The following is an 11,877-nucleotide window of genomic DNA, read 5'->3' as shown; positions in this document are numbered from 1 at the left end:
GCCGCCCCCGCCTCCGACGGCCTTCCCACCCGGCTCAGGCGGAGCCGCGCGGGGCGCCCAGCGCGGTGAGCCGGTTGCCGTGCAGGGGCCGGGTGCGCCAGTGCGCGGTGACCGTCCGGTCCGCGAGGGAGCAGGTCAGCGCCAGGCGGTGCGGGGTCTCCAGGAACACCGTCTCCACGGCCAGCGTCCCGGCAGCGGTCCAGCCGCCGCTCACCGCGGTGGGGACGGGTTCCTCGGCTACCGTCCAGCCCTCCCCGCCGATGCGCAGGTCCAGCAGGTCCGGCCGGTCCGGCCGGTCCCCTGTTCCGGTGAGCGTGAGCGTCCAGCCGCCCGTGCTCCGGGCGAGCCGGGCCGTCCTGACCGGCCCGGCCTCCCCGGAGGACGTGAACTCGGTGGCTGCCCAGTCCCCGGCCCGCTCCGGGGGCGCGGACCGGCCCGGGGCGGGTGGCAGCGCGAGGCGGTCGAGGCGGTCCCGCAGTCCCGCGTCGGCGGCCTCCCGGCCGGGCAGCGGCCCGGGGCCGAAGGCGGGCAGCAGATGCTCCCAGACGAGATTCAGGAACTCCTGCATCCGCTCGGTCGCCGCGGTCGTCGCGATCACCGCGTCCTGCTCCGGCAGCACCAGGCAGAACTGGCCGTACGCGCCGTCGCCCCGGTAGCCGTGCCGGGACATCCAGAACTGGTAGCCGTAGCCCCGGTCCCAGTCCTGCCGGTCCACGTCGCCCATGGCTCCGGCGGTCGGTATGCGGGGGCGCGTCGCCCGGGCCGTCCACCCCTCGGGCAGCAGCCGCCGGCCCTCCCGGACCCCGTCGCGCAGATACAGCTCCCCGAGCCGGGCGACGGCGTCGGTGGTGGCGTGCAGTCCGCTGAAGCCGAGCTCGCGGCCGGTGCGGTCGCGCCGCCAGGACACCTCCCCGATGCCCAGCGGATCCAGCAGCCGGGGCCGCAGGTACCCGGTGAGCGACTGCCCGGTCACGCGCTGGACGATCGCGGCGAGCGTGTAGGTGGCGGGCTGGTTGTAGGCGAAGACCGTGCCCGGGTCCTGGTCGGGCGGCAGCAGGAGGAATCCCCGGACGGGCTCGGCAGGGTCCCGCCGGTAGGCCTCGTCGACCGTGTCGCGGCGGTGGCCGCTCGCCATGGAGGCCACGTGCCGGACGAGCAGGGCGCGGCTGCGCGGATCGGTGATGCCGGCCTCGAACTCCGGGAAGTACGAGACCACCGGCGCGTCGAAGTCGAGCAGGCCCTCGGCCTCGGCCAGGGCGGCGGCGGTCCCGGTGAAGCTCTTGCTCAGCGAGTACAGCAGGTGGGGGCGTTCAGGGGTGTACGGCCCCCACCAGCCCGAGGCGACGAGCTGTCCGTGCCGCACGATCATCAGGCTGTGGGGCTCGATCCCGGGGGCGGCTTCGAGCGCGTCGAGGAAGGCGTGGACGCCGGCCGCGTCGACGCCCTGGGCGGCGGGGCCGGAGGAACTCGGGGCAGGGTCGGTCATGGGAGCATCCTGCCCCCGCCGGTTGAGCGCGATCCAGCCGGTTCCCGGCCCGCCGTCGGGGACCCGCCGGTCATACGGCGCTCCCCTCCTCCCCGCCGGCTCTCCCCGGACCTCTCCGGGCGCTCCTCCGCCGGGGCCGGGACGGTGCGCGCTCCGGCGGGCGCGGCGGGGGATCGCCGCGGAGACGGGCCCGGACCCGCTCGGCGACCTCCGCGTAGCGGGCCTCCGTCCCGTAGCGCGTCGGCTCGTAGTAGCGCTTGCCGTGGACGGCGTCCGGGGCGTACTGCTGCGTGGCGATGCCGCCGGGGACGTCGTGCGGATAGACGTAGCCCTGCGCGTGGCCGAGCTTCTGCGCGCCCTTGTAGTGACCGTCCCGCAGATAGGGCGGTACGGGGCCGGCCAGCCCGGCCCGTACGTCCGCCAGGGCCGCGTCGATCGCGAGGTAGGCGGCGTTGGACTTGGGCGCCAGGGCGAGGGCGATCGTCGCCTGGCCCAGCGCGATCCGGGCTTCCGGGAAACCGATCAGGGCCACCGCCTGGGCCGCCGCGACGGCGGTCTGGAGGGCCGTCGGGTCGGCCATGCCGATGTCCTCGCTGGCGGAGATCATCAGCCGCCGGGCGATGAACCGGGGGTCCTCGCCCGCCTCGATCATCCGGGCCAGGTAGTGCAGCGCGGCGTCCACGTCCGAGCCGCGGATGGACTTGATGAGGGCGCTGGCCACGTCGTAGTGCTGGTCGCCGTCGCGGTCGTACGTCACCGCCGCCCGGTCGACGGCCTCCTCCAGCGCCCGGAGGGTGATCTCCTTCTCCCCCTGCGAGATGGCCGATCCGGCACCGGCCTCCAGGGCGGTGAGCGCGCGGCGGGCATCGCCGCCGGCGATCCGCAGCAGATGGTTCTCCGCGTCCGCCGTCAGGGAGACGGCGCCGCCGAGCCCGCGTTCGTCCGCGACGGCGCGGCGCAGCAGATCGCGCAGGCCCTCGTCGGTCAGCGGTTCCAGGGTGAGCAGCAGCGAGCGGGAGAGCAGCGGGGAGATGATCGAGAAGTACGGGTTCTCGGTGGTGGCTGCTATGAGCGTGACCCACCGGTTCTCCACGGCCGGGAGCAGGGAGTCCTGCTGGGCCTTGCTGAAGCGGTGGATCTCGTCGAGGAAGAGCACCGTCTCCTTGCCGTAGCCGCCGGAGGCGCGGCGGGCGCCGTCGATGACGGCCCGCACCTCCTTCACCCCGGCGGTGATGGCGGAGAGCTCCACGAAGCGCTTGTTGGTGGCCTGGCTGACGACGTACGCGAGGGTGGTCTTGCCGGTGCCGGGCGGGCCCCAGAGGATCACCGAGGACGGGCCGGCCGGGCCGCCCTCCCCCTCGCCGACGAGCCGGCGCAGCGGCGCCCCGGGCCGCAGCAGATGCTGCTGGCCCACCACCTCGTCCAGGGTGCGCGGACGCATCCGTACGGCCAGGGGGCTGCTCGCCGGGTCCTTGCTCTGGCGGTCCTCGGCGGCGGCGGTGAACAGGTCGGGCTCCACGACGGAAACCCTAAGGCACCGCGCCGACAGCGCGGTCCGGGCCGGGTGCGCGGGGCCACGGCACGCGGACGCCCCGTCACCGCCGGAGCGGGGTGACGGGGCGCGGGCAGCCGGCGGAGCCGGGAGGGGCGAGGGCTCAGCCCGTCCAGAAGTCCCACCAGCGGGTCAGGATCAGCATGCCGATGGCGCCGATCCAGACCACCGGCAGCACCCAGTGGAACTCCGCCACCGCGCGGCGCAGGCCGTCCGGAGCCGGGATGAGGCGGTGCCGGATGTTGTGCGCGGTGACGTAGCTGAACATCACGATGGTGGCGACCCAGGCGAGGTTGCACCACAGGCAGAGCGAGCCGATGACGTACAGCGACTGGTACATGAGCCACATGCAGAAGCCGGCGCCGAAGAGGGTGCCGGCGTTCAGGCCGAGCCAGTACCAGCGGGGGAAACGGGCGCCGCCCAGCAGGGCCACGCCGATGGCGATCACCATGCCGTAGGTGACCAGGCCCAGCATGGGGTTGGGGAAGCCGAAGACGGAGGCCTGGTCGCTCTCCATGATGTTGCCGCAGGAGACGACCGGGTTGAGGCTGCAGCCGGGGGTGAAGGTGGTGCCCTCCGCCTTGGCCTCCAGCAGCTTGTACTTGTCGAGCGTGATGACCCAGGCCGCGAGGAGGCCCGCCGCGCCGGTGATCACCAGCATCAGGGCGAAGGCGCGGCCGCTGCCGAGGGCGGCGCGGACACCGGCCGTCCCGTACCCCGCGCCCCCGCCGCCGTCCCCGTCGGTGGCGGACACGTCATCCCGCTCTGTCATCGTCATATCGCCGTTTCCGTCGCTTCCGTCGGTCCCGAGGCCGGTGCCCGGGCGGACCTCGCACATTGTGGCACCGGTCGGCGCCCTCTTCCGGCCGGTCAACCGGACGAGGGACATCCGGCCGAACATTCTTCCGCACCGGTTGTTCGACGGCCATAAGGAGAGCCGGCGGGGACGTGCTCGGGCCCGTACGGAAGCGCCCTCCGTACGGGCCCTCACCGCGGGGGGGCGGCCGTCCGCGTCAGCCCAGCGCGGCCCGGACCGCCGCGACGGTCTCGGCGGCCGGTACGGCCCGCTGCTCGCCGCTCTCCAGGTCCTTGAGCTGGACGACGCCCTCGGCCAGATCCCGCTCCCCGGCGACGAGGGCGATCCGCGCCCCGCTGCGGTTCGCCGACTTCATGGCTCCCTTGAGGCCGCGGCCGCCGTAGCTGAAGTCCGCCGCGACCCCGGCCCGGCGCAGCTCGGTGACCACGCCGAAGAGCGCGCGCCGCGCCTCCTCGCCGAGCGGCACCGCGTACACCTGGGTGGCCGCGGGCAGGGCGAGTTCGACGCCCTCGGCACGCAGGGCGAGCACCGTGCGGTCCACGCCGAGCGCCCAGCCGACGGACGGCAGGGACGGCCCGCCGATCATCTCGGAGAGCCCGTCGTACCGCCCGCCGCCGCCGACCGCGGACTGCGAGCCCAGACCGTCGTGGACGAACTCGAAGGTGGTGCGGGTGTAGTAGTCCAGGCCGCGGACCAGCTTGGTGTCGTCCTCGAAGACCACGCCCGCGGCGGTCAGCAGCTCGCGCACCTGTTCGTGGTACGCCGTGCAGGACGCGCACAGGTGGTCGCGCATCATCGGCGCTCCGCTGAGCTGCTTCTGCACGGCCTCCCGCTTGTCGTCGAGGACCCGCAGCGGGTTGATCTCGATGCGCCGCCGGGTGTCCTCGTCGAGGTCGAGCCCGCGCAGGAAGTCCTGGAGCGCGGCGCGGTAGACCGGGCGGCACTCCTGGTCACCGAGCGAGTTCAGCAGCAGCCGGAAGTTCCTCAGGCCCAGCGACCGGTAGGCGTCCACGGCGAGGATGATCAACTCGGCGTCGAGCGCCGGGTCCTCGGCCCCGATGGCCTCGGCGCCGACCTGCGAGAAGTGCCGGTAGCGGCCGGCCTGCGGGCGCTCGTAGCGGTAGTACGAGCCGGAGTACCAGAGCTTCACCGGGAGGTTCCCGGCCTTGTGGAGGTTGGCCTCCAGCGCGGCGCGCAGCACGGAGGCGGTTCCCTCGGGGCGGAGGGCGAGCTCGTCGCCGCCCTTGGTGGTGAGGGTGTACATCTCCTTGGTGACGATGTCGGTCGACTCACCGACACCGCGCGAGAACAGCTCGACGTTCTCGAAGCCGGGGGTCTCGGCGTAGCCGTAACCGGCCCGGCGCAGCGGGGCGGAGATCGCTTCCCGCACCGCGAGGTACACGGCGGAGTCGGGCGGGAGCAGGTCGTACGTGCCCTTGGGGGCCTTGAAGGTGCTCACTGGGGGAATTCTTCACATTCCTCGTCGTGGAACGGCCGGTCCGGCCGTTCCGGGGCCGGCGGCCACCTCCCGCAGGAACGGGTTGGCGGCGCGCTCGCGGCCGATGGTCGTCTGGGGGCCGTGGCCGGACAGCACCACCGTCGAGTCGTCCAGCGGCAGGCACACCCGGGCCAGCGACCGGAGCAGCTCGGCGTGGTCGCCACCGGGCAGGTCGGTGCGTCCGACGGAGCCGGCGAACAGCAGGTCACCCGAGAAGAAGACCTGCGGCACATCGGCCTGCTCGGGCATCCGGAAGGTCACCGACCCCCTGGTATGCCCGGGCGCGTGCGCGACACCGAACTCCAGGCCCGCCAGCTCCAGCTTCGCGCCGTCGGCCAGTTCCTTGACGTCATCGGGCTCTCCGATCGTCAGCTCGCCCATGAGCTGCTGCCCGATGGAGCGGCCGAGAGCCTTCTCCGGGTCGGTCATCATGTAGCGGTCCTCGGGGTGGATCCAGGCCGGTACGTCGTGGGCGCCGCAGACGGGCACGACCGAGGCGACGTGGTCGAGATGCCCGTGGGTGAGGACGACGGCGACCGGCTTGAGGCGGTGCTTGGCGAGCGTCTCCTCGACGCCGGGGGCCGCCTCGTGGCCCGGGTCGATGATCACGCACTCCTCGCCCGCGGCGGGGGCGACCAGGTAACAGTTGGTCCCCCAGGCCCCGGCGGGGAACCCGGCAATGAGCACAATCGTCCCCAACATGTGGTCCGGTAACTGGTGTCGATCAGGTCAGAGACTACCGGCGGCGGTCCACCGGCCGCGAACCCGTATACGGTACGGCCAGCGTTCCGCGCCCGTGGGGCGCACCGGGGCGGACCACGAAGGACTCGAGAAGGACCAGCACGGACAAGACCGGCGGAACGACCGGCACAACGACCGACAGACCCCCCACGTCACGAGGAGACGGACCGGTGGCCACGAGCGACCAGCGGCGGAGAGAACTCGCCCGGAAGAAGTTCGAACGGCAGCAGGAGCGCCGCGCCCAGCGGCGCAGGGCACGCCGCCGCAACGCGGTGATCGCGGCCGCGGTGGCCGCCGTTCTCGTCGCGGGCGCCGCGGCGGCCGCCACCGCGGGCCTGGGCGGCGGCGACAAGAAGAAGGACGACGCCGCGGCCTCCCCGGAGGCGTCCGCGACGAGCAAGGCTCCCGACCCCTGCGACGAGCCGGCCGGGGGCGAGCCCGGCACCGAGCAGTGGAAGAAGGAGCCGGCGATGACGATCGACACCTCGGCCTCCTATGTGATGGAGCTGGAGACCACCTGCGGCGACATCGGCATCACCATGGACGCGGAGAAGGCACCGCGCACCGTCAACTCCTTCAACTTCCTGGCGGGCGAGGGGTTCTTCGACCACACCAAGTGCCACCGGCTGACGGAGTCCGGCATCTACGTCCTGCAGTGCGGCGACCCGAAGGGGACGGGACAGGGCGGCCCCGGCTACACCATCCCGGATGAGAACCTCAAGGACCCGAAGCTCAAGGGGAACGTCTATCCGGCGGGCACCGTGGCGATGGCCAACAAGTACAACGCCGCGGAGAAGAAGGGCCGGAACAGCGGCGGCAGCCAGTTCTTCCTCGTCTACCAGGACAGCCAGCTGCCGCCCGACTACACGCCGTTCGGGACCGTCGACGAGGAGGGCATGAAGGTCCTGAAGAAGATCGCCGACGCGGGCGCCGCCGCGCCCGACGCGACGCAGAACACCGCGCCCAACGCCACCGTCGTGATCAACAAGGCGACGGTGCGCAAGTCCTGAGCCGCTCGGTACGCCAAATCCCGGCCGTCCGGATGCGGACAGCCGGCCCGGGGTTCGCCTATGTTTGGCGTGTAACCGGTCAGGGCGATTGAGCCGGCCCGGGCCCCTCCTCCCCGCAGGGGGCGAGGAGGGCGGAACTGTGGACGATGCCCCCGAGCCGTGAGCTCGTGGCGGCATCATGTGGAGGAGGCGCTGTGAGCAGCGACCCGTGGGGCCGCGTCGACGAGGCGGGGACCGTGTACGTGCGCACGGCCGAGGGCGAGAAGGTCGTCGGATCGTGGCAGGCCGGCTCTCCCGACGAGGCCCTTGCCTACTTCGAGCGCAAGTACGAAGGGCTGGTCGTGGAGATCGGCCTCCTCGAACGCCGGGTGCGGACCACCGACCTGTCGTCCAAGGACGCGATGACGGCCATCGGCCACATCCGGGAGCAGATCGACGCGCACCACGCGGTGGGCGACCTCGACGCCCTGCGGCAGCGGCTCGACAAGCTCGTCGAGGTCGTCGAGGCGCGGCGCGAGGAGCGCCGGGCGGCGAAGGCCCGGCAGTCCGACGAGGCCCGGCAGGCCAAGGAGAAGCTGGTCGCCGAGGCCGAGGCGCTCGCGGGCAGTGATCAGTGGCGGTCGGCCGGCGAGCGGCTGCGCGCACTGGTCGACACCTGGAAGGGGCTGCCGCGGCTCGACCGCAAGACGGACGACGAGCTGTGGCACCGCTTCTCCCACGCCCGTTCGGCGTTCTCGAAGCGGCGCAAGGCGCACTTCGCCGCGCTGGACGCGCAGCGCGAGGAGGCCCGGCAGGCCAAGGAGAAGCTGGTCGCCGAGGCCGAGGCGCTCTCCGGCTCGACCGACTGGGGCCCGACGGCCGCCCGGTACCGCGAGCTGATGTCCGCCTGGAAGGCGGCGGGTCGCGCCCAGCGGGAGGCGGAGGAGGATCTGTGGAGCCGTTTCCGCGGCGCGCAGGACGTCTTCTTCCAGGCCCGCTCGGAGGCGTTCTCGGAGCGCGACGCCGAGCAGCGGGAGAATCTGACCCGCAAGGAGGAGCTGGTGGCCGAGGCGGAGAAGCTGCTGCCGGTCACCGACCTCAAGGCGGCGCGGGCGGCCTTCCGTTCGGTCAACGAGCGGTGGGAGGCCATCGGCCATGTGCCGCGCGACGCCCGCCCGAAGATCGAGGGCCGGATGCACGCGGTCGAGCGGGCCATCCAGGAGGCCGAGGAAGCCGAGTGGCGGCGGACGAACCCGGAGGCGCGGGCCCGCGCCGAGGGGCTGACCGGCCAGCTGCAGGCCGCCGTCGACAAGCTGCGCGGCCAGGTGGACGCGGCCCGCGCCGCGGGCAACAACGCCAAGGCCGACAAGCTCACCAAGGAGCTGGAGGGCCGCCAGGCCCTGCTGGACCAGGCGCTCAAGGGCCTGCAGGAGTTCGGCGGCTGAGCCCCGGGCAGGGACGCGGAACGGCCCCGGTGTGCATGTGGTGCACACCGGGGCCGTTCGCCGTTCCCGGTCCCGCCGTTCTCACGGCCGGCGGGCCGAGGTGATGCGGTAGACGTCGTAGACGCCCTCCACCGTGCGGACCGCCCGCAGCACATGGCCGAGATGCTTCGGGTCGCCCATCTCGAAGGTGAAGCGCGAGGTGGCCACCCGGTCCCGGGAGGTCTGCACGGCCGCGGAGAGAATGTTGACGTGCTGGTCGGACAGCACGCGGGTGACGTCCGACAGCAGCCGCGACCGGTCCAGCGCCTCGACCTGGATGGCCACCAGGAAGACGGAGGACTGGGTCGGCGCCCACTCCACCTCCAGGATGCGCTCGGGCTGCTGGGAGAGCGAGTCCACGTTGACGCAGTCCGCGCGGTGCACCGAGACGCCGCTGCCGCGGGTGACGAAGCCGATGATCGGATCCCCCGGCACCGGGGTGCAGCAGCGGGCCAGCTTCACCCAGACGTCGTCGACGCCCTTGACCACCACGCCCGGGTCGCCCTTCGCCCGCCGCTTGGTCCGGGGGCGCAGCGGCGTGGACTCGGCGAGGTCCTCGTTGGCCTCGTCCTCCCCGCCCAGGGCGTGGACCAGCTTCTGCACGATGTTCTGCGCGGTGACATGGCCCTCGCCGATGGCCGCGTAGAGCGAGGAGATGTCCGGGTAGCGCAGCTCGTGCGCCAGCGTGACCAGTGAGTCCCCGGTGAGGATGCGCTGGATGGGCAGATTCTGCTTGCGCATCGCCCGGGCGATGGAGTCCTTGCCGTGCTCGATGGCCTCGTCGCGGCGCTCCTTGGAGAACCAGGCACGGATCTTGTTGCGGGCCCGGGGCGACTTGACGAAGCCGAGCCAGTCCCGCGACGGGCCGGCACCGGGCGCCTTGGAGGTGAAGACCTCGACCAGGTCGCCGTTGTCCAGGGTCGATTCCAGCGGTACGAGACGGCCGTTGACCCGGGCGCCGATGGTGCGGTGGCCGACCTCGGTGTGCACGGCGTAGGCGAAGTCGACGGGGGTGGCGCCGGCCGGCAGCGCTATGACGTCGCCCTTGGGGGTGAAGACGAAGACCTCGTTGCGGGAGAGGTCGAAGCGCAGGGACTCCAGGAACTCGCCCGGGTCCTCCGTCTCCTTCTGCCAGTCCAGCAGCTGCCGCAGCCACGCCATGTCGTTGATGGCGTCGTCCTTGCCGCCGACTCCCCGGGGGGCGTCGGTGCGGACCTTGGAGGCGCCCGCGACGGCCTCCTGCTTGTACTTCCAGTGCGCGGCGATGCCGTACTCGGCGCGGCGGTGCATGTCGAAGGTGCGGATCTGCAGCTCGACCGGCTTGCCGTTGGGCCCGATGACCGTCGTGTGCAGCGACTGGTACATGTTGAACTTGGGCATCGCGATGTAGTCCTTGAACCGCCCCGGCACCGGGTTCCAGCGGGCGTGGATGGTGCCGAGCGCCGCGTAGCAGTCGCGGACGGTGTCCACCAGGACGCGGATGCCCACCAGGTCGTAGATCTCCGCGAAGTCACGGCCGCGGACGATCATCTTCTGGTAGACGCTGTAGTAGTGCTTGGGCCGGCCGGTGACGGTGGCCTTGATGCGGGCGCCGCGGAGATCGGTCTGGACCTCGTCGGTGACGATGGCCAGGTACTCGTCGCGCTTGGGGGCGCGTTCGGCGACGAGCCGCACGATCTCGTCGTACATCTTGGGGTAGAGGATCGCGAAGGCGAGGTCCTCCAGCTCCCACTTGATGGTGTTCATGCCCAGCCGGTGCGCGAGCGGGGCGTAGATCTCCAGGGTCTCGCGGGCCTTCTGCTCCTGCTTCTCCCGCTTGAGATAGCGCATGGTGCGCATGTTGTGCAGGCGGTCGGCGAGCTTGATGACCAGGACCCGCGGGTCCTTGGCCATGGCGACGACCATCTTCCGCACGGTCTCGGCCTGCGCGGCCTCACCGAACTTGACCTTGTCCAGCTTGGTCACGCCGTCGACGAGGAGGGCGACCTGGTCGCCGAAGTCGCGGCGGAGGGTGTCCAGGCCGTACTCGGTGTCCTCGACGGTGTCGTGCAGCAGGCCCGCCATGAGCGTCGCCGGGTCCATGCCCAGCTCGGCGAGGATGGTCGTCACCGCGAGCGGGTGGGTGATGTACGGGTCGCCGCTCTTGCGCTTCTGGCCGCGGTGCCAGCGCTCGGCCACCTGGTAGGCCCGCTCGATCTGGCGGAGCGTGGCGCTCTCGATCTTGGGGTCGTTGCTGCGGACGATGCGCAGCAGCGGTTCGAGCACCGGGTTGTACGGGCTGGAGCGCTGTACCCCGAGCCGGGCCAGCCGGGCGCGCACCCGGTTGGAGGAGCCGGAGCGCGCGACGGCGCCGGGCGCGGGGCGCACCGTGGCGCTCGCGCCGTTCGAGCGGCCTTCGGTGGCGGGGGGCTTCGGCTTGGGTGCGGAGAGTGGCGTCACCGGCTCGGCCGCGCTCCCGTTCCGGCGCGCGGTCGTGTCCTGCGCCGCCGTGGTCTCGGCGGGCTTCTCCGGCTGCGTCGCGGCGGTGAGCGGCTTGGCCTTGTCCGGCAAGAGCACTCCTCAGGGGGGTGGCCTCTCCCCGCGGGCAGCCGGGGAGACGGGTCCGGACTTCCGTTGAGATCCGGACATCCATGGTATCGGCCCATGGTGAATCGGCGCGGCCCGGCTCCCGCCGGGGCCGGGGAGGCGGGCGTGACGAGGGCGGACGCCCAGGTGGCGCCCGCCCTCGGTCATGCTGTGATCCGCGTCTCAGATGGTGAGGAGGACCTCCAGCGGGGCGCCGGAGAGCGACCGCTCGAGCCGCTGCCGGCCGTCGAGGAAGCTCAGCTCCATGAGCATGGCCACCCCGGCGACACCGGCTCCGGCCCGCCGGATGAGCGACAGGGACGCCTCGGCGGTCCCGCCGGTGGCCAGCACGTCGTCGATCACCATCACCCGGTCGCCGGGGTCCAGGTCCTCGGCGTGTATCTCGAGCTCGGCGCTGCCGTACTCCAGGTCGTACGCCTGGCCCAGGGTGGCCCCGGGCAGCTTGCCGGCCTTCCGGACGGGGACGAAGCCCAGCCCGGCGCGGACGGCGGCGGGGGCGGCGAGGATGAACCCGCGCGCCTCCAGTCCGACGACCTTGGTCGCGCCGTGCCGCAGGCACAGCTCGGCGAGGGTGTCGGTGAGCGCGCCGAAGGCGGCCGGGTCGGCCAGCAGCGGGGTGATGTCCTTGAACGTCACGCCCGGCTTCGGGTGGTCCGGCACGTCGCGGATGCGGCCGAGGAGCCGGCTCTGCAGCTCCTGTGACACCGGGGCAGTGGCGGTCACG

9 protein-coding genes are annotated in these 11,877 nt (G+C 72.6%); 2 read left to right on the top strand and 7 right to left on the bottom strand.

What is annotated here, in order from left to right:
* Positions 1–34: 34 nt before the first annotated feature.
* The 5 genes from E4N63_RS27675 to E4N63_RS27655 all read right to left on the bottom strand — a co-directional run bounded on the left by E4N63_RS27675 (position 35) and on the right by E4N63_RS27655 (position 6,040).
* Positions 35–1,486, bottom strand: a complete 1,452-nt coding sequence (locus E4N63_RS27675) for a serine hydrolase (protein ID WP_125623769.1) — start codon at positions 1,484–1,486, stop codon at positions 35–37.
* A 70-nt stretch (positions 1,487–1,556) separates the two neighbouring features.
* The gene (locus tag E4N63_RS27670) at positions 1,557–3,005 is read right to left on the bottom strand and encodes a replication-associated recombination protein A (protein WP_230241947.1); all 1,449 of its coding nucleotides are present in this window, start codon (positions 3,003–3,005) and stop codon (positions 1,557–1,559) included.
* A gap of 136 nt (positions 3,006–3,141) precedes the next feature.
* The gene (locus E4N63_RS27665) at positions 3,142–3,816 is read right to left on the bottom strand and encodes a vitamin K epoxide reductase family protein (protein WP_125623770.1); all 675 of its coding nucleotides are present in this window, start codon (positions 3,814–3,816) and stop codon (positions 3,142–3,144) included.
* 235 nt (positions 3,817–4,051) lie between these two features.
* A complete protein-coding gene (gene hisS, locus E4N63_RS27660) occupies positions 4,052–5,314 on the bottom strand; it encodes a histidine--tRNA ligase (RefSeq protein WP_125623771.1) in 1,263 nt (420 codons plus the stop codon).
* Positions 5,315–5,326: 12 nt separating this feature from the next.
* Positions 5,327–6,040, bottom strand: coding sequence for an MBL fold metallo-hydrolase (locus E4N63_RS27655; protein ID WP_125623783.1), 714 nt, complete (start codon positions 6,038–6,040; stop codon positions 5,327–5,329).
* A gap of 224 nt (positions 6,041–6,264) precedes the next feature.
* Between E4N63_RS27655 and E4N63_RS27650 the strand changes: the two genes are divergently transcribed.
* Both E4N63_RS27650 and E4N63_RS27645 read left to right on the top strand, forming a co-directional pair.
* Complete coding sequence (locus tag E4N63_RS27650; RefSeq protein ID WP_230241945.1) at positions 6,265–7,104, top strand: peptidylprolyl isomerase; 840 nt, start codon at positions 6,265–6,267, stop codon at positions 7,102–7,104.
* Between the two features lie 194 nt (positions 7,105–7,298).
* Complete coding sequence (locus E4N63_RS27645) at positions 7,299–8,528, top strand: DUF349 domain-containing protein (protein WP_230241943.1); 1,230 nt, start codon at positions 7,299–7,301, stop codon at positions 8,526–8,528.
* A gap of 81 nt (positions 8,529–8,609) precedes the next feature.
* Here E4N63_RS27645 and E4N63_RS27640 read toward each other — a convergent pair whose 3' ends face one another.
* Both E4N63_RS27640 and E4N63_RS27635 read right to left on the bottom strand, forming a co-directional pair.
* Positions 8,610–11,117 carry a bifunctional (p)ppGpp synthetase/guanosine-3',5'-bis(diphosphate) 3'-pyrophosphohydrolase gene (locus tag E4N63_RS27640; protein WP_230241942.1) on the bottom strand — a complete coding sequence of 836 codons (2,508 nt, stop codon included), beginning with the start codon at positions 11,115–11,117 and terminating at the stop codon, positions 8,610–8,612.
* A 198-nt stretch (positions 11,118–11,315) separates the two neighbouring features.
* On the bottom strand, positions 11,316–11,876 hold the full coding sequence (locus tag E4N63_RS27635; protein WP_125623775.1) for an adenine phosphoribosyltransferase: 561 nt from the start codon (positions 11,874–11,876) through the stop codon (positions 11,316–11,318).
* Position 11,877 lies beyond the last annotated feature (1 nt).

It is taken from the genome of Streptomyces sp. MNU89 (assembly GCF_020982505.1).
In the GTDB taxonomy this organism is placed as follows: Bacteria; Actinomycetota; Actinomycetes; order Streptomycetales; family Streptomycetaceae; genus Streptomyces; species Streptomyces xinghaiensis.
Note: the sequence above shows the minus strand (reverse complement) of the source record. Positions and strands in the feature narration are given on the sequence as shown.